The 23,444-nt window shown below is 41.9% G+C and carries 22 protein-coding genes; 16 read left to right on the plus strand and 6 right to left on the minus strand.

Annotated features, from left to right (window positions below):
* The first annotated feature begins 16 nt into the window (after window positions 1-16).
* The gene (locus BM398_RS03190; protein ID WP_092336384.1) at window positions 17-613 is read left to right on the plus strand and encodes a hypothetical protein; all 597 of its coding nucleotides are present in this window, start codon (window positions 17-19) and stop codon (window positions 611-613) included.
* Between the two features lie 45 nt (window positions 614-658).
* Here BM398_RS03190 and BM398_RS03195 read toward each other — a convergent pair whose 3' ends face one another.
* Window positions 659-2,413: a methyl-accepting chemotaxis protein gene (locus BM398_RS03195; RefSeq protein ID WP_092336385.1), complete on the minus strand. Its 1,755-nt coding sequence runs from the start codon at window positions 2,411-2,413 to the stop codon at window positions 659-661.
* Window positions 2,414-2,706: 293 nt separating this feature from the next.
* On the opposite strand from BM398_RS03195, the gene BM398_RS03200 reads away from it, so the two are divergent.
* Together BM398_RS03200 and BM398_RS03205 are read left to right on the plus strand one after the other, a co-directional pair.
* Complete coding sequence (locus BM398_RS03200; RefSeq protein WP_092336386.1) at window positions 2,707-3,687, plus strand: helix-turn-helix domain-containing protein; 981 nt, start codon at window positions 2,707-2,709, stop codon at window positions 3,685-3,687.
* A 525-nt stretch (window positions 3,688-4,212) separates the two neighbouring features.
* Window positions 4,213-4,740, plus strand: coding sequence for a hypothetical protein (locus BM398_RS03205; RefSeq protein WP_092336387.1), 528 nt, complete (start codon window positions 4,213-4,215; stop codon window positions 4,738-4,740).
* Window position 4,741: 1 nt separating this feature from the next.
* Here the strand turns inward: BM398_RS03205 and coaBC are convergent, their stop codons facing one another.
* Complete coding sequence (gene coaBC, locus BM398_RS03210) at window positions 4,742-5,941, minus strand: bifunctional phosphopantothenoylcysteine decarboxylase/phosphopantothenate--cysteine ligase CoaBC (RefSeq protein ID WP_092336388.1); 1,200 nt, start codon at window positions 5,939-5,941, stop codon at window positions 4,742-4,744.
* A 198-nt stretch (window positions 5,942-6,139) separates the two neighbouring features.
* On the opposite strand from coaBC, the gene BM398_RS03215 reads away from it, so the two are divergent.
* From BM398_RS03215 to BM398_RS03265, 10 genes are all read left to right on the plus strand, one after another.
* Window positions 6,140-6,682 (plus strand): glutathione peroxidase, encoded by a 543-nt coding sequence (locus BM398_RS03215; protein ID WP_092336389.1) that lies wholly within the window; start codon window positions 6,140-6,142, stop codon window positions 6,680-6,682.
* Window positions 6,683-6,903: 221 nt separating this feature from the next.
* Complete coding sequence (locus tag BM398_RS03220) at window positions 6,904-7,227, plus strand: type II toxin-antitoxin system Phd/YefM family antitoxin (RefSeq protein WP_092336390.1); 324 nt, start codon at window positions 6,904-6,906, stop codon at window positions 7,225-7,227.
* Window positions 7,228-7,688: 461 nt separating this feature from the next.
* On the plus strand, window positions 7,689-8,336 hold the full coding sequence (locus BM398_RS03230; protein ID WP_092336391.1) for an ECF transporter S component: 648 nt from the start codon (window positions 7,689-7,691) through the stop codon (window positions 8,334-8,336).
* Between the two features lie 16 nt (window positions 8,337-8,352).
* On the plus strand, window positions 8,353-9,126 hold the full coding sequence (locus BM398_RS03235) for a type III pantothenate kinase (protein ID WP_092336392.1): 774 nt from the start codon (window positions 8,353-8,355) through the stop codon (window positions 9,124-9,126).
* Between the two features lie 114 nt (window positions 9,127-9,240).
* Window positions 9,241-10,026, plus strand: a complete 786-nt coding sequence (locus tag BM398_RS03240; protein WP_026655533.1) for a formate/nitrite transporter family protein — start codon at window positions 9,241-9,243, stop codon at window positions 10,024-10,026.
* Between the two features lie 30 nt (window positions 10,027-10,056).
* Window positions 10,057-10,866 carry a lipase family alpha/beta hydrolase gene (locus BM398_RS03245; RefSeq protein ID WP_092336393.1) on the plus strand — a complete coding sequence of 270 codons (810 nt, stop codon included), beginning with the start codon at window positions 10,057-10,059 and terminating at the stop codon, window positions 10,864-10,866.
* A 40-nt stretch (window positions 10,867-10,906) separates the two neighbouring features.
* On the plus strand, window positions 10,907-11,413 hold the full coding sequence (locus BM398_RS03250) for an O-acetyl-ADP-ribose deacetylase (RefSeq protein WP_092336394.1): 507 nt from the start codon (window positions 10,907-10,909) through the stop codon (window positions 11,411-11,413).
* A 46-nt stretch (window positions 11,414-11,459) separates the two neighbouring features.
* Entirely contained in the window at window positions 11,460-13,031 is a 1,572-nt protein-coding gene (locus tag BM398_RS03255; protein WP_092336395.1) for a GH25 family lysozyme, read from the plus strand.
* Window positions 13,032-13,243: 212 nt separating this feature from the next.
* On the plus strand, window positions 13,244-13,426 hold the full coding sequence (locus tag BM398_RS03260) for a hypothetical protein (RefSeq protein WP_092336396.1): 183 nt from the start codon (window positions 13,244-13,246) through the stop codon (window positions 13,424-13,426).
* A gap of 18 nt (window positions 13,427-13,444) precedes the next feature.
* Window positions 13,445-14,149 carry a PHP domain-containing protein gene (locus BM398_RS03265; RefSeq protein WP_092336397.1) on the plus strand — a complete coding sequence of 235 codons (705 nt, stop codon included), beginning with the start codon at window positions 13,445-13,447 and terminating at the stop codon, window positions 14,147-14,149.
* 38 nt (window positions 14,150-14,187) lie between these two features.
* Here the strand turns inward: BM398_RS03265 and nudC are convergent, their stop codons facing one another.
* Window positions 14,188-15,060 (minus strand): NAD(+) diphosphatase, encoded by an 873-nt coding sequence (gene nudC, locus BM398_RS03270; RefSeq protein WP_092336398.1) that lies wholly within the window; start codon window positions 15,058-15,060, stop codon window positions 14,188-14,190.
* Window positions 15,061-15,135: 75 nt separating this feature from the next.
* Window positions 15,136-16,029, minus strand: coding sequence for an AraC family transcriptional regulator (locus tag BM398_RS03275; protein ID WP_092336399.1), 894 nt, complete (start codon window positions 16,027-16,029; stop codon window positions 15,136-15,138).
* A gap of 167 nt (window positions 16,030-16,196) precedes the next feature.
* On the opposite strand from BM398_RS03275, the gene uxuA reads away from it, so the two are divergent.
* Both uxuA and BM398_RS03285 read left to right on the plus strand, forming a co-directional pair.
* Window positions 16,197-17,273 carry a mannonate dehydratase gene (uxuA, locus tag BM398_RS03280; protein ID WP_092336400.1) on the plus strand — a complete coding sequence of 359 codons (1,077 nt, stop codon included), beginning with the start codon at window positions 16,197-16,199 and terminating at the stop codon, window positions 17,271-17,273.
* Window positions 17,274-17,322: 49 nt separating this feature from the next.
* Window positions 17,323-18,942, plus strand: coding sequence for a mannitol dehydrogenase family protein (locus tag BM398_RS03285; RefSeq protein ID WP_092336401.1), 1,620 nt, complete (start codon window positions 17,323-17,325; stop codon window positions 18,940-18,942).
* A 107-nt stretch (window positions 18,943-19,049) separates the two neighbouring features.
* Here BM398_RS03285 and BM398_RS03290 read toward each other — a convergent pair whose 3' ends face one another.
* Window positions 19,050-20,348, minus strand: coding sequence for an adenylosuccinate synthase (locus tag BM398_RS03290; RefSeq protein ID WP_092336402.1), 1,299 nt, complete (start codon window positions 20,346-20,348; stop codon window positions 19,050-19,052).
* 271 nt (window positions 20,349-20,619) lie between these two features.
* On the opposite strand from BM398_RS03290, the gene BM398_RS03295 reads away from it, so the two are divergent.
* A complete protein-coding gene (locus tag BM398_RS03295; protein WP_092336403.1) occupies window positions 20,620-22,335 on the plus strand; it encodes a methyl-accepting chemotaxis protein in 1,716 nt (571 codons plus the stop codon).
* A 353-nt stretch (window positions 22,336-22,688) separates the two neighbouring features.
* Here BM398_RS03295 and BM398_RS03300 read toward each other — a convergent pair whose 3' ends face one another.
* Window positions 22,689-23,252 (minus strand): GNAT family N-acetyltransferase, encoded by a 564-nt coding sequence (locus tag BM398_RS03300; protein WP_242949749.1) that lies wholly within the window; start codon window positions 23,250-23,252, stop codon window positions 22,689-22,691.
* Window positions 23,253-23,444 lie beyond the last annotated feature (192 nt).

Genomic DNA, 23,444 nt, shown 5'->3' on the forward strand with positions numbered 1-23,444 from the left:
TTTCTAGGGGGTCGGAATGAAATGTAGTAAAGTAATTTTGACATCAGTTATTTCCGCGATGCTAGTTTGTGGATGCGCGGGTAAATCCGATTCTTCGGACGACGATATGTATTCATTTGAGAATGCATTGGTAGTTGGGGAAGAGGAAACAGAAGAAACAGAGGAAGCGGAGGAAGACTCTTCAGTCAGAGTGGTTTCGCAGCGAGATCTTAACGGAACAGGTAAAGGTGGCAGCCTGTCATCGGATTACATTGTAGAAAAAGATATTCCTTCTTTGTATGCCAAAAGAAAATCCGTCTCCAAGGCCAAGAATTTTGAAGGTGATTGGCAGAGAATAGAAATTGAGAATTCCGCAGGTGATATTGAGATAAGTGATCAGACCAAAGAAGGTTTTTCATTTGAAGGATTTTTTATCTATACCGTAAATACCGGAGATTGTTCAGGTACAGCGTATTTTGTATCGGAGGATACGGCGATAGCATGTGTTGATGAGGCTTCGGAAGCATATGTGGCATTCCATAAAGTTGGCAGTTCAATGTACGTATCGCATACGGGTGAACTTCCGGATATGGGAAGTGATGTTACGCCGGATGGAGAATATATAAGTAATTAAGAAAAAAGACAAGGTCCAAAAACCTTGTCTTTTCTATAAGTCTTATTATTCTTCGGAGGAAGAGAAGCGGTTAACTTCTTCCTGAAGACGTTCAGATACTTCTCTGTTACTCTCGGAATCATCGTGAATTGTAGTGATGGAAGCAAGGATTCCGGTAGTGCTCTCTGTTGCATCTGAAACTCCTGTTGTACAGTCGCTGATAACGTGTGAGATGTTGTCAATCTGTTCTGCCATTTCACCGATTGTGTTGTTAAGAACAACAGTGTTTTCGTTTACCGACTTAAGCACCTGGTTGATATCCTCTGCGTCCTGATAGTACTGCTGTGCAACATCTTCAAATTCATCGTAGTCCGCAAGTACCGATTCGCTTACATATGTGAGCATCTCGTTTGAATCTTTTGCAAGTGATTCAACTGCGGAAATAACCTGATTACTGATTTCCTGAATGGAGTTTGCGGTATCTTTACTGTGCTCGGCAAGTTGTCTGATCTCATCTGCAACAACCGCAAATCCTTTTCCTGCATCGCCTGCTCTTGCAGCTTCTATGGATGCGTTGAGAGCAAGGAGGTTGGTCTGCGAAGCGATTGAGAGGATATCTTCGGTAAGAGTCTGAATCTGTGCAACGTTTTTACTGTCTTCGATAGAGCTCTCAAGCCCGTCCTTTATGGAAGAAACCATCTCGTTTGTGGAATTTCTCTTCTTTTCGGTGTTTTCGCGGATTACTGTTGCATGATCTTTGATATCCGATACGCGCTGGTTACCGGCTGCAACCTGATCGGATACCTGTCCGACAGCGGTATTTACATCTTTTGCTCCGTTATTAAGAGAAATAAGTGTATTGTTTGCGGTCTCCATACTTGCCGTAAGTTCTTCCATAACCGCGGATACGTTGCTGACATCTTCTTTGGAAGTGTTGACCAGACCGACAGTGTTTTCAACAGATGAATAAATATGCCCCGATTCGGATTTGATCTTTACGATAATATCCTGCAGGGTTGTAAGGAAATTGTTTATTCCTGAAACAAGTACTCCGACTTCGTCTGTCGAGGTGTTTTCTATACGACGTGAAAGATTCGCATTTCCCGCATTCATGGCGGAAAGTATTTCGTCAAGTTCTTTTGAAGCTGAGCGCAAAGGAGAAATTGTCTTGTTTACGACATAAACTCCGATTACAGCTACGATTGTTGAAAGAATGGAACCAATTATAATAGATTTATGAACGCTTTTCTCAGCCGCTTTTAAGGTTGCGGTGTTTTTATCTACGAGAACCTGAAGCTGTTCTTTCATAAGAGTGACATTATCCTCGTATGTAAGTATTGCTTCGTGGCAGTTTGCAAAATAAAGGTCATAGGATTCTGAGTATTGTTTTGAGTAGAACATTGTTTCCATTTCTTTATATGTGGAAAGGAAAAGACTTCCTGCTGAATACATTGTATTGTATTCCGAGGTGAAATCGGGATCATTTACTTTTTGAACCTGCACACCCAGATCGTCAAGGGCAGCTTGCAATGCTTCCTGCTCAGGTTTGCCGGGATCTACCATTGATGCAACACCTTCGTCGGTATCCATAGCGCCTGTGGGAGCCATAGCCTGGACAAGGAAGAATCTTTTTACTAGATTCTGCAGATTGGTGTTGGCGTCTCCAAAGTCTCGTTCAATTGACAGATATGTACCAGACATGGTATTTGCCGCATCTACGGCGTCCTGGAAACTGATTGCAATAAGAACTACGCCTATGATCATGACTAAGGCTAAAAGGAAGAAACATGAAAGAATTTTGGTTCTAAGACTTTTAATCATATGATGCCTCCTTGAAGGGGGTGCGACTTTATGTTGTTATAATTCCACATTATCATCGTTTTTTTGTGATATCAATAGATGTAAAAGTAATTTTTGTTTTTTTTAATTGTTTTATTATTTGTACAGATTTGGGGCATATACCCGAGAAGAGAAAGATGCCGCAAAACCACTATTTGCGCTATATGCAACCGCCGGTTGACAAATTTCAAAGTAGACTTTATAGATAGCAACCATACTTTTTTGTAATCTTGACCCATAACAAACAACCGAAAAAAATTTTGGAGGAAAAGAAAATGATTTTAGCGGATAAGATTATCAATGAAAGAAAAAAACTTGGTTTATCTCAGGAAGAACTTGCAGATAAACTTGAAGTATCAAGACAGGCTGTTTCAAAATGGGAAAGTGCACAGTCGACACCCGATCTTAACAGAATACTTATGATGTCTAAGATCTTTGGCGTCAGCACGGATTACTTATTAAAGGATGATATCGAGCAGACCGGAGAAGGCGAGCTTATGGAATATGAGGGAGATTACAGCCCCAAAAAGCTTGTGACAATGGAAACTGCAACATCATATATAGATGCGGTGGAGAGAACCAATCCACTTATAGCGCTTGGCGTATCTCTCTGCATAGCATCACCTGTTGTGATGATGGCACTCTCAACTCTCAGTCAATATGGCTTGTGCCCCGATAATATTGCAGGTGTTGGCGGAATAGTGATTTTTTTGTTCATGGTAGCTGCAGGTGTCTTTATCTTTATAACAACAGATAAAGACCTTAAGCCTTTTGAGTATCTTGAAAAAGAGGAGATTGACACTGCTTACGGCGTAGACGGCATGCTCAGGGAAAAAAAATCCCGCTTTGAAAAGAAAAAGAGCAGCTTTATCGCAATCGGTGTTATTATGTGCATCCTTAGCTGTGTACCGCTTCTTGCAACAAGTATGATGAATCCCGGCGGAGAACTTACAAGTCTTATGGTAGGCGTGCTTTTTATCATGGTATCTGTCGGTGTAAATATGATAATAAGAGGAAATGCGGTTGTTGATGCATGCAATAAGGTGCTTCAGGAAGAGGACTACACTCCGAGCGGAAAAAGACTTAATAAGATTACAGGTAAGGTTGCAGCAATATACTGGCCTATAATCGTAGCTGTATTCCTTGGAGTCAGCTTTTTGACCGACAAGTGGGAAACAACATGGATCATCTGGCCCGTTGCAGCTATGCTCTTTGGAGCTATCGCAGGGATTATCAAGGCTGTGCGCGATAAGTAAAAGGGGGAAGTACTGCCGTATCCTGCGTAGGCTGACGGGTATATTGCCGATTTTTTAGTGGGTTCGTATTTTGATATTCATGGCATAAAAAAGCAGAACTGTTTGTTCCTCGCTCCAAACTCGCCCATAAATGGGCTCAGACAGGTGGAGCGAAAGCGGAACAAGCAGTTCTACTTTTTTATACTCATGAATATGGCAAAATACTCACATACTAAAAAATCAGCAATATACCCTTCCAGCCTGCGCAGGATACGGCAGTACTTCTTCTGAGTGCAATAATGGGTAGTTGCTTTTCTTATATAGAAAAAAGCTTTGCTATGGATATGAATAAAAATGCAAAAAGTTGCGGAATGTTGTAAGAATTGCTTTTCTGAGGGGAATTGGTATGGTAGCATATTAATATAACGTAGAATAATTATCATAAATGCGAGAGTTGTGATTGGAAATGCCGGGGGCGGGCAGGATGCTATGGCTATCTGAGGGGCTTCTCGTATAACAACTTAAACTTACATGAGGAGGATTCGTATGAGAGTATGTAACAGATGTGGAGCGATGGTTGAAGATGGGATTGCTATATGTCCGAGTTGTCAGACTCCGCTTACGGGGAATGAGCAGGTGGTTTCGCAGCCGATGATGGGGAATGGTGCTTATCAGAATGTTCAGGCAGAGCCAAGGCTTGGAACTAAGTGGGCAGATTTCCTTGGATATTTTGCGCTGTGGCTTGGCGGACTTGCCAATGTTGTTTCAGGACTTGGCTGTTTTGCGCTGACCGGAGTGTCTTCTGCATATACGGTGCTTGCGATTCTCTTCTTAATAACAGGCGCCATCGACTTTATTGCAGCAATCAAGATTATTAAGAGAAAAAGCGATGCAAGAAAGTTTGTGCTTATCGCATATTCACTAGTTGTGGTGGTTAATCTGATTGCTATCGCGTTTGCGCTTTCATCGAATGGTGAAATTACAACTATGGTTGCAAGCACGGTTGTCGGTGTGATCATGATCTTTGTAAATAATATTTATTTCAAGAACAGAGAAAATATATTTGTAAATTAAATCATGATCGCATTTTTAAAAGTTCCGATAAAAGAATATTTGCGGCGTCAGCTTTACTCATGATTCCAAGTTCTTTTTCATCGGACGATGTTATAAGAGTAAGTACGTTTGTATCTACTTCAAAGCCTGCGCCTTCGACTTTTAAGTTGTTGGCGCAGATCATATCAAGGTTCTTTTTTTCAAGTTTTTTTCTTGAGTTTTCAAGAAGGTCTTTTGTCTCCATTGAAAAACCGCATAATATCTGGCCTTTCTTTTTATTTTTTCCAAGATACGCAAGTATATCGTCGGTTGGCTTAAGCTGAATAGCAAGGTCACCTTTTTGAGCACTCTTTTTTATCTTGTCGTCTACGTAGTTAGCGGGAGTGTAGTCAGCAACGGCAGCGGCTTTGATAATGATATCCTGCTCGTTTGAGCGCTGAGTCACGGCTTCATACATGTCTTTTGCGGAAGAGATGCTCACGAAATTAAGGTGAGAAGGCACTTCCAGATTGGTCTTTCCCGATACGAGAGTTACATTTGCACCTCTGCGTGCGGCAGCGGTAGCAATGGCGTAGCCCATCTTGCCGGAAGAGTGGTTGGTGATATAGCGGACGGGATCGAGTGCTTCTCTTGTGGGACCTGCCGTAACAAGAAGGTTTATGCCTTCCATGTCTTTTGGACAGGCTATTTCGTATATTATCTCATCAAGGATCTTTGCAGGTTCTTCCATGCGGCCTTTTCCGACAGTACCGCAGGCAAGGAAACCTTCGCCGGGAGTTACTATAATGTAGCCGTAGCTTTTAAGAGTTTCTATATTCTTCTGTGTTATGGGATTTTCGAACATCTTGGTGTTCATGGCAGGAGCGATGATCTTCTTGCATGTGCACGCAAGAGCTGTTGTTGTCAGCATGTCATCAGCGATTCCGTTTGCAAGCTTTGCGATGCAATTGGCGGTTGCGGGAGCGATGACAAGTACGTCTGCTTTGTCCGCAAGTGCGATGTGCTCAACTTCCATAGGATGATTTCGTTCAAAAGTGCCTGTTATGCACCTTGTATGAGTAAGTGCTTCGAATGTCAGCGGAGTTATAAACTCTGTTGCATTCTCTGTCATGATAACATCTACATTTGCATGTGCCTTTACGAGCTTTGAAGCAAGATCTGCTGACTTATATGCGGCAATTCCGCCTGTAACACCCAGAATTACATTTTTTCCCTTTAACATCGTTTCTCCAATCACAATATGCAGTAATTTCAGTAAATTCGCTTTGAGTATACCGCGATTTTGTTAGGGATGTAAAGGAGGGAATAGTTCATATTTTTTTTATAAAAAAAGTAATTGACATTTTAAATTGCATACAATATAATTTTATTAAATTAAAACGAAAACCCATTAACATTGTTTCAAAACGGAGGTAATATCATGGGATTTTATGATTATTCAGTAACCGATGCTCAGGGCAATGAAGTTAAGCTTGATGCATATAAAGGAAAAGTTGTTCTTGTTGTTAATACCGCTACAGGATGCGGTTTCACACCTCATTACAAGGATATTGAGGCTATGTATGAGAAGTTCCACGATAACGGATTTGAGGTTCTTGATATTCCATGCAATCAGTTCGCGGGTCAGACACCGGGAACCGATGAGGAGATCCACGAATTCTGCCAGCTTCACTACAATACAAAGTTCCCTCAGATGAAAAAATCTGATGTAAACGGCGAAAACCAGCTTGAACTCTACAAGTTCCTTAAGGAGCAGAAAGGTTTTGAAGGATTCGGGAAGGGTGCAGCTGCGCTGGCTATGAATGTAATGCTTAAGAAGATTGATAAGGATTACAAGAATAATCCTGATATAAAGTGGAATTTCACTAAGTTTGTCATTGACAGAGACGGCAATGTCGTTGCCCGCTTTGAGCCTACACAGAAGATGGAAGATGTAGCGGAATATGTAGAGAAGCTCATCTAAAAGCATAAAAGAAACAATACAGCGTATAAAAAGCTTTTACAGGCTTTTTATAATATATTATCTCATTACAATCTCATAAAAAATCTCATCGGATTACATATCTCCCGTCCGATGGGATTTTTTGTATTATTCAATAAAATATGTTGATATATTTATAGATATATAAGTTGACAAAAAAGTGTACAAATGATAATTTGAGGATAGAAAGTGAGGTATGATTAATGCAGAACATGGTTTATGCTCTTGAAAATATGATTCCCATTTCGCTTTTTAATCGTGGACAGGCCGGAAAGATATTTAGTGAAGTAAAGAAGGGAATTTCAAAGGTTGTAATTAAAAATAATGAACCTGAAGCGGTGCTTCTTTCTCCGCAGGAATATAAAAGGCTGATGGATATGGCCGAGGATTATGAACTCATTCAGCTTACCCTTGAGAGACTGGAGCAAGAGGATTTTTCAAAAACAATCAGCGGCAAAGAGATGATGTCTGAGCTTGGAATAACTCAAGAAGAAATAGATGCTATGGAGGATGTTGAGTTTGAGTAAATGGCAACTTGAGTATTCTTCAGCAGCCAAGAAGGATATGAAAAGCTTGATGGATCACAACAAAAGTTAGTTATTAAAGCTTTAGATAAGGTGGTTCAAAATCCTGTAGCAGAGAGCGAAGGAGGGTATGGTAAACCTTTAGGTAATCATAAAGATTCAAAATTATCGGGATGTTTTAAGATTAAATTACGCCAGAGCGGGATCAGAATTGTATATCAGCTGAAGTACATAGGCAATGTAATGTGCGTTATTGTAATAGGCATGAGGGCAGAAAGTGAGGTTTACAAAGAAGCACATAAGCGTCTGAAAGGCAGTTCAGATCATACATCTCAGTGATTTATTTTTGTATTAAAATTCGGTACATTTTTTTCTGCTTGCAAAAAAACTTTTCTGTGATATATTTATGGTGCGCGGTATTTAGTATGAACTGAAACTGCAGCATTATTTAAGGAGAATTAAAAATGGATAGTACATCATCACTTAGCCGCAAGACTGAGGAGTTAGGCGGACTGAGCAAAAAGACGCAGTACATGGTAGAGACTGCACTTCTTGTTGCCGTTACCATCATCATGGGTAACACTTTTTTAGGCACAATTCCCACACCTTTACTGAAAGTTTCAATCGTAACCGTTCCGGTTGCACTTGCATCTATGCTGATTGGACCTGTTGCAGGCATTATCTGTGGCCTTGCATTTGGTATCAACAGTTTTATTGGTGCGCTCAACGGATCAAGCGGACTTCTTTCAACACTCTTTAACATCAATCCTTTCGGAGTGTTTGTGACAGCAGTTGTTGCAAGATTTCTTGATGCAGCGGTTACATCATTTGTTTATAAGCTTATACACAAGGGCAAGCTCAAGACAGCTTCCTACTATATAACAGGCGCCCTTATGCCTCTTCTTAATACGGCATTCTTCATGGGCTCACTTTGCCTGTTCTTCTTTAATACTGAATTTGTACAGGGACTTGCAGCTAATTACAATGCTACAACACCTATGGCATTCGTTATCGGAATGGTAGGCGTTCAGGCAACGATTGAGGCTGTTGTCGGATGCGTTTTGGGAGGCACACTTGCAATGGTACTTTCCAAGGCACTTCACAGGGGTTAATTAAAAGGCGATTTTCATGAGCGGAGTTTTAGCTGTAGATATCGGTAACTCAAATATTGTCATAGGTTTTTTTGACGGATCTGAATATAGAGAACTTGGAAGACTTAAGTCTGACAGGGATTTTTCTGAAGATGAGATTGCGGAAGGATTTGCAGACCTGATAAGTAAGGCAGGATTAAAAGAAAGATCATTTGACGGCTCAGTTTTATCAAGCGTTGTCACTGAGATGACGGATAAGGCAGCAGGGGCACTGAAGAAGATAACAGGTAAAGATGCAATGATTCCAAACACCACAATGAACACAGGAATAGACGTATCAAGATATGACACTTCCTGCTTGGGATTTGATCGGGTTGCAGATCTTGCGGCTGCAGTTTCAGAGTATGGATGCCCTGTAATGGTATGTGATCTGGGAACATGCACGACAATAACGGTTGCTGATGAGAAAGCAAGACTCGTAGGGGGGATGATATGTCCCGGAGTTCAGCTGTCGCTTGATGCAGAGGCACAAAGAACTTCGAAACTCCCACAACTTACAGCACGTAAGACAAATAAGCTTCTTGGAACGGATACCGAATCGAATATGATATCGGGAGTCGTGGCAGGAACAGGAATAATGCTCACGGGGCTGATAAAAAAAGTCATTAAAGAGCATGGTTATGATGACTTAAAGGTTGTCATAACAGGGGGATGGTCAGAAGCTGTAGCAGAGTGGATGGATGCGGAAGTTATAAGAGATCCGGATCTGCTGATGCGCGGGCTTTTGACGATATATAATAAGAACAGATAATTAAGAAGCCGTACCTTGAAAAAAACAGGGTGCGGCTTCTTTTCAATATGGCAAAAGAGGTCTATAATCAGATAGTCGAATTATGAAGAAAAGTTTTTTTGGAGGAAAATTATAATGAAATCACCTGCAGAGATAGCAGCAAAGTATGAAGTAGTCGGAAAGGGAAAGACAGAAGGAAAATTTTTGCAAACTTTTATGCTTGCCATTCTTGCGGGCTCTTTTATAGCACTCGGCGGTCTCGGAAGCCAGATTGCATCAAGTTGCGCGGCAGATCCGTCAAGCGCAAGGGTTATCAGCTCTGTTGTATTCCCAATCGGTCTTTTTATGGTGCTTGTTGGAGGAGCTGAACTTTTTACAGGAAACTGTCTTATTACAATACCTGTTTTATCAAAGAAAGCTACAGCTAAAGGAATGATCAGAAACTGGATAATCGTATATATCGGAAATATGGTCGGAGGTTTTTTGATCGCGGCACTTGCTGCTTTTAGCCATATATATTCATTTAATGACGGCAATCTTGCCACTCAGGTGGTAAAAACGGCTGTCACAAAATCAACCATTTCATTTGGAGATGCTTTTTTACGCGGAATCCTTTGCAACGTTCTTGTATGCATGGCTGTTTGGTGCTCTTTTGCAGCAGATGAGCTTGCCGGCAAGGTGTTTGCGCTCTGGCTTCCCGTTATGCTCTTTATTATTTGCGGATTTGAGCACTGCGTTGCCAATATGTACTTTATTCCCGCAGGATTTCTTGCGTCATATGTACATGGCATTCCTGCAGACGGACTGTCTGTTTTGGGATTTTTTGTCACCAACCTTATACCTGTAACGCTCGGAAACATCGTGGGCGGCGGTATCTGCGTAGGTGCGGCTTATCATTTGATCTATCTTAAGAAGGATTGACCTGTTGTTTTTTTGAAAAAGAGGTAGTTGATGGCGGAACTTAGATACCCGATCCTGATGGTGCATGGAATGGGCTTTAGGGATCATAAGTATTTAAACTATTGGGGAAGAATACCTGCCAAGCTGGAGGAGTCCGGTTGTCGTATATTCTACGGAAATCAGGACAGCAATGCGGCTATAGAGACAAATGCGAAGGTTCTGGCAGACAGGATAAAAGATATTTTAGAGGAGACCGGTGCGCCCAAGTTAAATGTTATTGCGCATTCAAAGGGCGGACTTGATATCAGGTGCGCGATTTCGAAATACGGCCTTGGTGACAAGATTGCATCGGTAACTACCATGAGTACGCCGCATCATGGTTCTGTTACTGTGGATAAACTACTTAAACTTCCGGATTTTCTTGTGAGATTTGCGGGAAAATGTACTGATATTGTATTTAAGATTCTTGGCGATAAGAATCCTGATTCATATAGCGTATTTAAGTCTTTTTCAACTAAAGAAGCAGAGAAATTCAATGAGAAATATCCGGATTCAAAAGAGACATATTACCGTAGCTATGCGTTTGCGATGAAGTCGCCTTTTGCGGATATGTTTTTGTGGTTTACAAGTCTCGTTGTATGGCTTGTTGAGGGCGAAAATGACGGACTTTTGGCTCCACGCGCGGTTAAGTGGGGTGACTTTAAAGGCGTAGTTTACAGCAATACGGGACGCGGAATCTCACATTGTGATGAGGTTGATATGCGAAGGTGCAGATTAAGCCGCAAGCAAGGTGATGGTGTTTCCGATATTCCCGAATTTTATAAAAAAGTTGTTTTAGAACTGGCAGATAGCGGTTTTTGATATGACTGATCGCAGTTTCATTATCTGAGGGACATTGAAAATGAAAAATATTGAATTTTACGTTGGAGATATCACAAAACTTAAAGTTGATGCCATTGTAAATGCCGCCAATTCAAGCCTTCTTGGTGGCGGCGGAGTAGACGGTGCGATTCACAGAGCGGCAGGCCCCGGGCTTCTTAACGAGTGCAGAGGGCTTAACGGATGCAGAACGGGCGAAGCGAAGATTACGAAGGGATACAATCTTCCCGCCAAATATGTGATTCACACGGTCGGACCGATCTATTCAGGCGCAGAGAGCGACGAGACTGACCTGTATAATTGCTACTATAATTCGCTTTCGCTGGCAAAAGAAAATGATGTTCACAGCATCGCTTTTCCCGGAATCTCTACGGGAGTTTACGGTTATCCCAAGGAAGCTGCCGCAAAAACGGCGCTTGGTGCGATAACAACGTGGCTTTCAGATAATTCGGGGTATGATATGCAGATCACAATAGTGAACTTCTCGGAACACGACTATGAGATTTATCAATCGGTGATCGGCAGATGATGTAACTTTTTGTTCAGACATCACACTGAAAATATAGGAGTATTTTATGAAAAACAGTTTTGGTAGTACAGGGGGCAGGAAAAATCGCAGGGGAAGAGGTCTTAGAAAAGAAGACCTTATAAAGATTTATATCGCAGGCGGAGCGGTTCTTTTTCTTATTGTAGGTATTTTACTTGGCTCTTTGCTGTCTAAGGGTTCAAAGGATGAAGAGGAAGAACTTGATATAGCAGAGGTCGAGGAATCAATTCCCGAAGAGGAGGTTGCTGTGGAGGCTACAACGGAAGCTTCTGAAGAGGAAGAAGCAGCAACAGAAGCATCTTCGGAAGAGGTAGCTGCAACGGATCCACAGACAACGGCTCCAAAGGAGACGGGAGCAAATGTCAATATCAAAGAACTTGTGAGTGCAAGCAGTGTCGGTGAGAATTCCAAGGTGACATACGGAATAGACGTATCAAAGTTCCAGGGAACTATCGACTGGGCCAAGGTTGCGGGAACAGGAATTGATTTTGCCATGGTAAGAGTCGGTTACAGGGATTCTGCATCGGGAGAAATCAAGCCCGATACCAACGCAAAGTTCAATATGCAGGAAGCTGAGAAAAACGGTATTAAGGTCGGAGCATACTTTTTTTCCACAGCTGTAACCAAGGACGAAGCGATAGAAGAAGCTAACTGGGTAAAAGATTATATCGCAAAATATTCAATCACATATCCCGTAGGATATAACTGCGAGGGCTTTGAAAAAGAGACGAGCAGACAGTTTAACCTTACCAAGGACGATAGAAGTAATATTGCGATCGCATTCCTTGAGCAGATACACAAGTCAGGATATACGCCTATTTTCTACGCATCAAAGGGAGAACTTGCCGAGGATGCGAAGTGGAATACATCACAGATTGAGAAGTCTTATAAAATCTGGATGGCATGGTACAATCAGGATACATCAAATATTGCAAAGGGACCTGCTTACGGCGGTCAGTGCGCAATGTGGCAGTACACCAATCAGGGTGACGTTGACGGAATCAGCAAGAAGGTTGACGTAGACGTAGCATATTTTGGATATGACGGAACTGAGACTGCAAAAGATACTTCTGAGAGAGAAGTTGCTTCTGCCGATGTTGAAGCACTTATGAAGTTTGATCCTGTGGATGAAACAGTCACAGCTAAGAGCGTGACGAATTTAAGAAATAAGCCGAGCCAGGGAGCAGACAGTAATGTTGTTGAGACGCTTCAGAACGGCCAGACTGCGCAGCGTACGGGAACAAGTCCAAGCGGCTGGTCAAGAGTAACTTATAACGGCAAGACTCTTTATGCGATATCAAGCTATCTGACGACCGATCTAAACGCACCCAAGCAGCAGTCGGCAGCTGCACCTGTAGAAGATAACTCGGGTCTTAAGACTAAGTTTGCTTCTTGCAACGAGACGGTAACAGCCAAAGAAGAGGCTAACCTCAGAACGAAGCCCAGTGTTACCGATGCTGATGCAACTGTTGCAGCTACACTGAAGGCCGGTGAGACTGCAACCCGAACAGGTATAAATAACGATGTCGGCTGGTCAAGAGTCGAATATAACGGACAGACACTTTACTGCGTAAGCAGCTTGCTTAAAGCGGTGGAATAAAATAGAAAAGGCTGTAGCACAAGTTAGTGTTACAGCTTTTTTTCACGCCCTATCTCAAAGCCATCCGTTTAGAGGTTGTTGTCTCACGGTGAAATATCTACACTTCTAAATGGATGGCTTTGGAGCAGGGCTGTCTACAAAAAGTTAAATATTGTGCTACAATATGACGTGCATGTAGAGTGCATAGGGAATGAAAGGTGTTAAGGGCCAATATGGTTATAGATAACAAGTTTACAAAGGAAGACAAAGATAATGCTGAGAAAACGGGAATGGAAAGCGTTTATAACTATTATAAAGGAATGTATAGAGTAGAGTGGGTTCCAAATGAGGATTTTTCTGAGGATGGTGTTGAAATTATAAAGGCTATTGAGGCTTTAATCTCAATAGCAAAATAAATTTTGGGGTTGAAGAAGATGGACATCAGAGAAAAAGATATTTTTCATGTACACACATTTCGCTGTGGACATGCCGAAAATGTTTCGGACGAAGAATATATAAAAAAGGCAATATCTCTAGGGGCTTCGGGAATATGGTTTACGGATCATGCTCCATTTCCGGGAGATCCGTTTGGGAATAGAATGAAGTATTCTGAGCTCGATGAGTATATTAATACTCTTTTTGAATTAAAGCAGAAATATGAAAGTGCAATAAGCGTTCATATTGGTTTGGAGACTGAGTATTTTCCGTCTTTTGACAAGGCAGGATATTACAAAGAACTCAAATCAAAAGAAAGTTTTGAGATGTTGCTGCTGGGGCAGCACATGGCAGAGACAGGCCCTGAGGAATATACTTTTTCCTGGGATAAAGAGAAGCTATGCCGTGAAGAATATATAGCCCTTGGAAATGCGCAGATACAGGGAATTGAGAGTGGATATTTTGATGTGGTTGCTCATCCTGACAGGATTTTCAGGAAGCAAAAAACATGGTCAGTAGACATGACTGAGATGGCTGATCGGATAATTGAAGGTGCCATCCAAAGGAATATTCCGCTTGAGATGAACGAATCATCTAAGCTTCAGACTAATCATTACCGAAAAGAATTTTGGGAAAGAGTAGGGAAAGCGCAGGTTATCCATGGTGTAGATGCACATGCTGTTAATGAAGTAAGAATTATATAAAAGAATTATAATGATTAAAAAAGGAGATGTACACTAACTCAGTGCACATCTCCTTCTTTAAATACCTTCATCATCTCATTGGTAAGGCTGTATTCAAGCGGCTGGAGTTCGATCTCTTGGGGAGAGAGCCAGCTTGCGAATTTTAACTCGTTGTTGTCCATGGTGATTTCGCGGCTTCCGGTTACTTCGCAGAAGAAGCCTACGAGGATATCGCTTGCGATGCCCCATGGCTGTGACTTGTAGTAGCGGATGTTGGTTACATGGATGCCGGCTTCCTCCATGACTTCACGGCTTACGGTTTCTTCAAGAGTTTCACCGATTTCTGTGAAGCCCGCAACTAGGGCGTTGTGGCCGTAGCCGACTTTGTATCTTGTAACAAGGAGTTTATTGGCTTCCTTGTCGATTACGCCGATTATCACAGCGGGATTTATTCTGGGATAGATTATGTTGCCGCATTTGGGGCAGATCATTGCGCGCTCTTTTTTAGAGTGTTCGTTTTCTGCACCGCACTTTCCGCAGAATTTGGTGACCATATACCATTCGGCAAGCTGATATGCCGTAAAGGATGCATAGACGTAAGTTTGCGGATAGTAGTAGATGCTTCTGAAATCTCTTAGGTTGTAAAAGTCATAAGATGATACTTCAGAAGAGTTCAGGAAGTCCTTGTTTTCTGAATCATTCAATAATAGAAAGAAATCCTCGTCATCAATACTGAAAAGATAAGTGAGTTTTTCTTTTTCAATAGTTTTAAAATCCTTTAATCGTGGAAAAGAAATCTCTTTGGTTGCGCTGTCTAAGCGACCTAAGAGATTTTTTTTATCCGAAAAGACTAAGATTATTGAGTTTTCGTCCGCAATTTTTGCCGGATCGTAGTGATTGTTAAGATGTGCCGGTGCAATATCCTGTATCATAGCATTTACCTTATATCATAAATGATGTTTATTATGTGTTAAACAGCTTCACTAAAAGCATAAAGCCGCGCCGTATTACGGAATGAGGTTGTGCGAGTACAAACTCTGGTACTCCTTCGGCGACATACCGTACTCTTTTTTAAATGCTTTAAAGAAACTTGAATAGTCCCTAAAGCCGAATTTCTCGTATGTTCCCGTGATGCTTGCTCCGCCGGTTATAGCGTTTCGGCATTCATCGAGACGCTTTTTTATAATATACTGATGGAGCGAGACGCCGAGCGTATCCTTGAACAGATGGGCAACGTAGTATTTGCTTATAAAGAATTTGCCCGCAATATCGTCAAGTGTGAGCGATTCCTCAATATTTCCTTCGATGTATGAAATGATATTCTGGAAAAGAGTAAGCTCATCGCTTGAGTTCTTCATGTTTTCTTCGTCGTAAACGATTCTGTTGATTGTAAGGATGAGGTCGCACAGGCACAGGTGTATAAAGGCCGAGCTTCCGTATCTTTCGCTCGATACTTCTTCGAGAAGACGAAGGAATTTCGACTCGATCATATGGAACTGGGCGGGAGTCATGTGATATATGTACTTGTGGAATGCTTCCGCTTTCTGAATCAGATACATATAGTCAACGGATTCCTGCATGAGCCTGTTACAGCAGCTCTTGCTTATCCAGAAAAGGAAACGTCTGTAGTTCGCTTCGGGATTGTTCATAAGGGCGTGATGCATGATTCCGGGAGGAACCAGCATGAGGTCGCCCGGAGACATCTTGTATCTTGATGCCACTCCCTCTGCGTTGAATATTTCCATGGTGACATCGCCCTCGATGAAAAGGTAACATTCATAGTAGTCGTGGGCGTGTGGTTTCAAGGTATTGAAGTTCTTGTCAGAATAGTAGTAAACCTCGAAATCCGAAGACACCATGTATTGTCTTGTGTTAAAGGATGATCTTAATTTGTTTTTCATAATAAATACATAATAAACACCTGTGGCAATTTTTGCAAGGTGTGAAACAAAATATTCAATTCTAATTTTTGCCCTAAAAAGTTATTGTATACGTATACGAATTATTAACGTTCGGAAACTGTTTTATTTAATTAGATTTTATTCGACGAAGGGAGTACTTAGTATCAATGGAAATGACACTTCGCTGGTATGGCAGCAAATATGACACTGTTAAGTTATGGCAGATCAGACAGGTTCCCGGTGTAAAGGGAGTTATCACAACTCTTTACAACAAGCAGGCCGGTGAGCTCTGGGAGCAGGACGAGATCAAGGCATTAAAGAACGAAGTTGCAGCTGAGAATATGCATATTGCAGGTATCGAGTCTGTTAATGTATCAGATGCCATCAAGGCAGCTACACCTGAGAGGGATCAGCATATAGATAATTACATCAAGACACTTGAGAACCTTGGTAAAGAAGATATCCACATGGTATGCTACAACTTCATGCCCGTTTTTGACTGGACAAGAAGTGAGCTTGCCAGAAAGAGACCCGATGGTTCAACGGTTCTTGCTTATACACAGGAAGCAATCGATGCTATCGACCCTGAGAAGATGTTCGAGTCACTTGCAGGTGACACAAACGGAGCTGTTATGCCCGGTTGGGAGCCTGAGCGTATGGAGCACGTTAAGGAGCTCTTTGAACTCTACAAGGGAATCGATGAAGAGAAGCTTTTCGAGAACATCGTATATTTCTTAAAGGCAATCATGCCCGTATGTAACAAATATGATATCAAGATGGCTATCCATCCCGATGATCCTGCATGGTCTGTATTCGGACTTCCCAGAATCATCAACAATGAGAAAAACATCCTTAAGCTTATGAAGGCTGTAGACGATGTACACAACGGTGTTACATTCTGCTCAGGTTCATACGGAACAAGTCTTGAGAACGACCTTCCTCACATGATCAGAGCACTTGAGGGAAGAATTCACTTTGCACACGTTCGTAACCTTAAGTTTATCTCACCTACAAACTTCGAGGAGTCAGCACATCTTTCATCTGACGGAACATTCGATATGTATGAGATAGTTAAGGCTCTTTACGAGACAGGATTTGACGGACCTATCCGTCCCGACCACGGAAGAATGATCTGGGGAGAAGTAGCAATGCCCGGATACGGTCTTTATGACAGAGCACTCGGAGCAACATACATCAACGGTCTCTGGGAGGCTATTGAGAAGTCACATCAGCGTGGAATTTAAACATAAGCTTTGTTATATGGGATAAAGGATAAAGCGGAAAGGGTTAACAATGAAATTAAATGCTAATAGCGTAGCAACAGATAGCACTTGGAAAGAGAAAGGATATTATCTCCCTACTTTTGACAAGGAAGACATGATAAAGAAGACAGTTGAGGCACCTGAGTGGGTACACTTCGGAGCAGGAAACATCTTCAGAGCTTTTCAGGCTAATCTCGCTCAGAGAATGCTTGATGGCGGAATGAACGACAAGGGACTTACAGTAGTAGAGGGATTTGATTATGAGATCATCGAGAAGATGTACAGACCTCATGACAATCTTTCACTTCTTGTTACACTTAAGGCTGACGGTTCTGTTGAGAAGTCAGTTATTGCCAGCATCGCTGAGTCATGTATTCTTGATTCAAACGATGACAAGGAATTCAGCAGATTAAAAGAGATCTTCAGATGCGATTCTCTTCAGCTTGCTACTTTCACTATCACAGAGAAGGGATATTCACTTGTAAATCCCGCAGGCGAGCTTCTTGCAGCAGTTAAGGATGATTTTGTAAACGGACCTTCTAAGCCTCAGAGCTATATCGGTAAGGTTGCGGCTCTTCTCTATGAGAGATTCCTTGCAGGAGAGAAGAAGATTGCCATGGTGAGCACAGATAACTGCTCACATAACGGAGACAAGCTTTTTGACGCTGTTCATGCGTTCGCAAAAGAGTGGGCTGCAAACGGCAAGGCAGAGGCAGGATTCGTCTCTTATATCGAAGATGACAGCAAGGTTAGCTTCCCTTGGTCAATGATAGATAAGATCACACCCAGACCTGACGACTCAGTTAATGAGATTCTTAAGAATGACGGCGTAGAAGAGCTTGAGCCTGTAGTTACATCAAAGAAGACTTGGGTTGCTCCTTTCGTAAACGCTGAGGAGAGTGAGTACCTCGTAATCGAGGATAAGTTCCCTAATGGAAGACCCGCTCTTGAGAAGGTTGGTGTTATCTTCACAGAGAAGGAGACAGTAGATAAGGTTGAGCGCATGAAGGTTTGCACATGCCTTAATCCTCTTCACACAGCACTTGCTGTATACGGATGCCTCCTTGGTTATGACAAGATTTCAGAAGAGATGAAGGATGAGGAGCTTGTTAAGCTCGTTAAGACTATCGGATATGTAGAGGGACTTCCCGTTGTTACAGATCCCGGAGTTATCAAGCCTCAGGAATTCATCGATACAGTAGTAAATGTTAGAATCCCTAACAAGTTCATGCCTGATACACCTCAGAGAATTGCAACAGATACATCACAGAAGCTTGCAATCAGATTTGGTGAGACAATCAAGGCTTACATGGCTTCAGATAAGCTCAATGTAGCAGATCTTAAGTGCATTCCTCTTGTACATGCGGGATGGCTTCGTTACCTCATGGGTGTTGACGATAACGGCAACAGCTTTGAGCCCAGCCCCGATCCGCTTCTTGAGAAAGCACAGGAATTTGTTAAGGACATCAAGCTTGGTGGAGAGTATGACAAAGAGACTCTTAAGAGCAAGGTTCTTCCTCTTCTTAAGGACGCTACAATCTTTGGAACAGATCTTGAAGCAGCAGGCCTTTCAGATATCATCATCGGATATTTCGAGGAGCTTATCGCAGGCACAGGTGCTGTAAGAGAAACTCTCAAAAAGCACGTTTAATTTGATAATAAAATACTGAAACAACCGGTACTTTATTATATATTGTATCCCCCACTAAAAGAAGCCATCGCTTAATTGCGATGGCTTCAACCTTTATGCTCATAAGATCAATTCTTTTTAAGAGCGCTCTTTCTATAGATGATATCTGTTCTTGCAGGACCATTACTAACCATTGTGATGGGGTAACCGATCTGCTCTTCGATAAATTCGATGTACTTTCTGCAATTCTCCGGAAGATCTTCGTAATTCTTGATTCCTCTTATCTCACATTTCCAACCGGGAAGAGTCTTGTATACGGGCTTTGCTTTGTCGAGAAGATGTGTAACAGGGAATTCTGTTGTAACTTCTCCGTCGATGTCATATCCTACGCATACGGGAATCTCATCAAGGTAGCCGAGTACGTCAAGAACTGTGAAAGCAACATCTGTTGTTCCCTGGAGTCTGCAGCCGTACTTACTTGCTACGCAGTCATACCAGCCCACACGTCTGGGTCTTCCGGTTGTTGCGCCGTATTCGCCACCGTCACCGCCGCGGTTTCTGAGTTCGTCTGCTTCGTCGCCGAAGAGTTCAGATACGAATGCACCTGCACCTACAGCTGAAGAATAAGCCTTGGAAACAGTTACAATCTCTTTTATCTCATAAGGAGGGATACCTGCTCCGATAGCACCGTAAGCTGCGAGAGGAGAAGATGATGTAACCATAGGATAGATTCCGTGGTCGGGATCCTTCATGGTTCCAAGCTGTCCCTCTAAGAGGATTGTCTTTCCTCCCTTAATTGCCTTGTCGAGGTAGAGAGATACGTTTCCGATGTAAGGCTTAACCTGTTCTCTCCATTCAACTATCTGATTGAAGAGTGCGTCCTTGTCGATAGGCTCTGCGTGATAGAGATTAACAAGGATAACGTCTTTGATCTGGGCGATTCTGTCGATCTTTTCCTTGATAACACCGTCATCCTGGAAGAATTCGTTGATCTGCCAGCCGATCTTTGAATATTTATCTGAATAAAAAGGTGCGATTCCTGATTTAGTTGAGCCGAATGACTTTCCTGCAAGTCTTGCTTCCTCAAGAGAATCGAATTGAACGTGGTAAGGCATCATAACCTGTACTCTGTCTGAGATCATGATCTGAGGAGCGGGAACGCCCTTTGATGTGATCTCGTTAAGTTCGTTCATGAACTTTGTGATATCAAAAGCAACACCGTTTCCGATGATGTTCATTATATTCTGATGGAAAACGCCTGAAGGCATTGTGTGAAGTGCGAACTTACCATAATCGTTAACTATGGTGTGTCCTGCGTTGGCACCTCCCTGAAAGCGGATTACAACGTCGGCTTTGTCTGCAAGAGTGTCTGTGATCTTGCCCTTTCCTTCGTCGCCCCAGTTAGCGCCTACGACTGCTTTTACCATTTATTGTTCCTCCTTAATAGAAAACATGATTAAAATCGTACATTAGTATAATAACGGAAAAAGAAATATAAGTAAAATCAATATTTTTTATGAATGATATAAGTATTGCTTATTTTTCGAAATTTTATATAAAATTATACAGTTTATTGACGCATTTTCGTTAAAAAAGCGCTACAATTATACATATAATCTGTAAGTGGCTGTATATCAGATTAATTCGTACGTCAAAGAGTCGCAAAAGCTCTTTATTCAATAGTATCAGGAGGTCAGTATGGCAAAATCGATCGACGATAAGAAGAAATTTGGTAATGAGACATTTAAAAATCTTTCTGTAGCGGATAAGCTCAAAAAAGTTTTTTATAAACTTCAGAACAATCTGGTTCTGGTTTTTATTGTGGTTCTATTGATAGATGCTTTTTCAATATTCAATCTGCACAGTATATATAACATTTACTATGAGCAGAATACGCAGCAGGGCGAGATTCGTATAACAATCCAGGCTCTTGCAAAGTATTATCTCTGGGCACTTAATGCTGAGGATGATGCCGACCGTGAAGAGCAGATGAACGGGGCTTCCGAAAAGATCCAGGAATTGAATGACGGACTGGGAACACTGAGCAAAGTTTATAAAGACGATCTTACTACGGTCTATGCGCATATCGCTGATATAGACAATTACGGACAGACTCTTAACGGCATGTTTTCATCGGGCGCATCGCACACTGAATTGTATGAATATTATGTAGCTAATGTAAATGAGGCTATCAAGGTAGTTGTAAAAGATTTTAAGGCGATAGGAATATCTGCCAAAGAACAGGCTCAGAAAGCATATACGGGAGCGCTTACGATAGTTATCATACTTACGATCCTTTCAATGGCTATCGTTATATATGCAATTCTTTATTCAAATAAGGCAAAAGCTGCACTTGCGGGAGGCATTCTGGAACCTATCAAGGCTCTTTCAGCAGCTGCCAATGATATGGCGAAAGGTAAGATTGATATCAAGGTTCCTTCCGATTCAAAGGATGAGCTTGGTAAACTCGCGGACGATATCACATATTCGACCGATGTTATCGCTGATATTGTAAAAGACATAAGTGATACCCTCGACCGTATGTCTACCGGAGATTTCTCCTGCGGTTCAAAGAACGAGAAGCTTTATATTGGTGACTATGTTCAGATAAAAGAGGCTTTTAGAAATATTTCAAGTAACTTAAGCCATACACTCCTTGAAGTAAGGAATTCATCGACTCTTGTTTCGGACGGTGCTCTTAATATGTCGCAGGGCGCAACGGACCTTGCTGAAGGATCTACGGATCAGGCTGCTGCAGTTGAGGAACTTACAGCATCTGTAAACTCCGTTACCGATCAGACAAGGCAGCTTGCGGAAGTTGCACAGAGAAGTCATGGCATGGCAGGTGATGTTAAGGATAAGGCAGAAGTCAGTGCCAGAAAGATGCATCTTGTTACTGACGCCATGACAAGGATTACCGAAGCATCTGCAGAGATTGAGCAGGTTACAAATACAATTGAAGAGATTGCAAGCCAGACATCGCTTCTTGCCCTCAATGCTTCGATAGAGGCTGCAAGAGCTGGCGAAACAGGAAAAGGATTTGCGGTTGTTGCGGACCAGATCGGAAAACTTGCAGATCAGTCAAGTGAAGCTGCAAAGAATACACATCAGCTCATTGCAGATACAATGGAAGAGATCAAGAACGGAAATGCGGTTGTTGCCGAGACTACGGATGCGCTTGATGCCATGCAACACAGCGTAGAAGAGATCACAGACATGATCAAGAATACAGGAAACCTCGCTCAGGCACAGGCTCAGAGCATGGAAGAGATCGATAAGGGAATTGAGATGATCTCAGGCGTAGTTCAGAAGAACTCCGAGACAGCCGAGCAGTCAAGCGAAGTATCCAAGGAACTTTCGATACAGTCAGAGAGTCTCAACGACCTTATCGGAAGATTTACAATAAGTGGTTAATTGCATATCCTAAATGTATTTTGGGGTAGTTACAGAAAGTCCTTTGCGTAGACTAAGACTCTGCGTGGGGGACTTTTTCCAATGTGGTGATTACGCCTTTCATTACGCCCGGCCGCAAAGGTATACATTCGGAAATGTGCTGTGTACGGCTGCGCAGTGATTTTCATACTTTTATAAAACCCGAAGATGCTTTCTTTCACGTTGTTCAAAGAAGTCAGCATCTTCGGGTTTTATGAAAGTTGAAAATCATCTTGCTCGTCCGAAGACAGCGCATTTCCGAATGTATACCTTTGTGGCCGGGCTGTCTATGAAAAGGCCGGTAAATTCAAAAAACTTCGAAAAGCGCAGCAATCTCACATCTTTTTAATGTTCTTTTCAAACATATCTTTGGGAAGCAGTATGCGGTAAAAAGACTGATATAAATTCCAGAGTGCGTGAGGGTCTTCGCTTTCTTTTGTGCCCCATCTGAGAATCATAAACGGAACACCGAAACATCTCACACGTAGACCGGTGTCGGAGCAGCCGTTTCTTGTATAGAAGCCAAAACGCTTTGTTTGGAGGATTTTGTCGTCTTCATTTTCTGCGTATTCGGGATTTTCGATTTCGGCAATGATATTCTCGGCATCTTTAAGATAATCAGGAAGTAAGCGGACCATTACACCGCCGGATCCGAGATTTCGTTGCTGCGGATATACGGCGAGATAATCCACAAGATAATCGAGATTGTTTTTTACCAAAAAGGTGTAACCGATGAGCTTAGTTTCATCGAATAATCCAAGCGGCTCATATATGCCTTTATCTATTGCTTTGTAGAGAATATCCAGAGGCTTTAGTTCGGCTTTTGGGAAATCTATTACCATTCTTTCTTTATAAACGTTTTCGACTTGTGCGTTGTTTAGCTTCTCTAAATGTAGCAATTTTGGACTCCTTTTTATCTGAATTGATTTTGAAGGGGGAAACGCATTTTTATGTATTATAATCCTAAATCATATAATTAAGATATATACTGTAAGTATAAATGTTTGATAACATATCATAATGAAAGAGAGTTTTTGTGCTTGTTTGCTTTTAAGTAAGCTCTCCCGTATAATGTTCGTATTGTAAAACAC

Source organism: Butyrivibrio sp. M55, assembly GCF_900116865.1.
In the GTDB taxonomy this organism is placed as follows: Bacteria; Bacillota; Clostridia; order Lachnospirales; family Lachnospiraceae; genus Butyrivibrio.

What these genes read in the sequence shown, in the direction of transcription:
- BM398_RS03190 (WP_092336384.1), top strand. Translation starts at nt 17, where the DNA reads ATGAAATGTAGTAAAGTAATTTTGACATCAGTTATTTCCGCGATGCTA.
- BM398_RS03195 (WP_092336385.1), bottom strand. Translation starts at nt 2,413, where the DNA reads ATGATTAAAAGTCTTAGAACCAAAATTCTTTCATGTTTCTTCCTTTTA.
- BM398_RS03200 (WP_092336386.1), top strand. Translation starts at nt 2,707, where the DNA reads ATGATTTTAGCGGATAAGATTATCAATGAAAGAAAAAAACTTGGTTTA.
- BM398_RS03205 (WP_092336387.1), top strand. Translation starts at nt 4,213, where the DNA reads ATGAGAGTATGTAACAGATGTGGAGCGATGGTTGAAGATGGGATTGCT.
- coaBC (WP_092336388.1), bottom strand. Translation starts at nt 5,941, where the DNA reads ATGTTAAAGGGAAAAAATGTAATTCTGGGTGTTACAGGCGGAATTGCC.
- BM398_RS03215 (WP_092336389.1), top strand. Translation starts at nt 6,140, where the DNA reads ATGGGATTTTATGATTATTCAGTAACCGATGCTCAGGGCAATGAAGTT.
- BM398_RS03220 (WP_092336390.1), top strand. Translation starts at nt 6,904, where the DNA reads ATGCAGAACATGGTTTATGCTCTTGAAAATATGATTCCCATTTCGCTT.
- BM398_RS03230 (WP_092336391.1), top strand. Translation starts at nt 7,689, where the DNA reads ATGGATAGTACATCATCACTTAGCCGCAAGACTGAGGAGTTAGGCGGA.
- BM398_RS03235 (WP_092336392.1), top strand. Translation starts at nt 8,353, where the DNA reads ATGAGCGGAGTTTTAGCTGTAGATATCGGTAACTCAAATATTGTCATA.
- BM398_RS03240 (WP_026655533.1), top strand. Translation starts at nt 9,241, where the DNA reads ATGAAATCACCTGCAGAGATAGCAGCAAAGTATGAAGTAGTCGGAAAG.
- BM398_RS03245 (WP_092336393.1), top strand. Translation starts at nt 10,057, where the DNA reads ATGGCGGAACTTAGATACCCGATCCTGATGGTGCATGGAATGGGCTTT.
- BM398_RS03250 (WP_092336394.1), top strand. Translation starts at nt 10,907, where the DNA reads ATGAAAAATATTGAATTTTACGTTGGAGATATCACAAAACTTAAAGTT.
- BM398_RS03255 (WP_092336395.1), top strand. Translation starts at nt 11,460, where the DNA reads ATGAAAAACAGTTTTGGTAGTACAGGGGGCAGGAAAAATCGCAGGGGA.
- BM398_RS03260 (WP_092336396.1), top strand. Translation starts at nt 13,244, where the DNA reads ATGGTTATAGATAACAAGTTTACAAAGGAAGACAAAGATAATGCTGAG.
- BM398_RS03265 (WP_092336397.1), top strand. Translation starts at nt 13,445, where the DNA reads ATGGACATCAGAGAAAAAGATATTTTTCATGTACACACATTTCGCTGT.
- nudC (WP_092336398.1), bottom strand. Translation starts at nt 15,060, where the DNA reads ATGATACAGGATATTGCACCGGCACATCTTAACAATCACTACGATCCG.
- BM398_RS03275 (WP_092336399.1), bottom strand. Translation starts at nt 16,029, where the DNA reads ATGAAAAACAAATTAAGATCATCCTTTAACACAAGACAATACATGGTG.
- uxuA (WP_092336400.1), top strand. Translation starts at nt 16,197, where the DNA reads ATGGAAATGACACTTCGCTGGTATGGCAGCAAATATGACACTGTTAAG.
- BM398_RS03285 (WP_092336401.1), top strand. Translation starts at nt 17,323, where the DNA reads ATGAAATTAAATGCTAATAGCGTAGCAACAGATAGCACTTGGAAAGAG.
- BM398_RS03290 (WP_092336402.1), bottom strand. Translation starts at nt 20,348, where the DNA reads ATGGTAAAAGCAGTCGTAGGCGCTAACTGGGGCGACGAAGGAAAGGGC.
- BM398_RS03295 (WP_092336403.1), top strand. Translation starts at nt 20,620, where the DNA reads ATGGCAAAATCGATCGACGATAAGAAGAAATTTGGTAATGAGACATTT.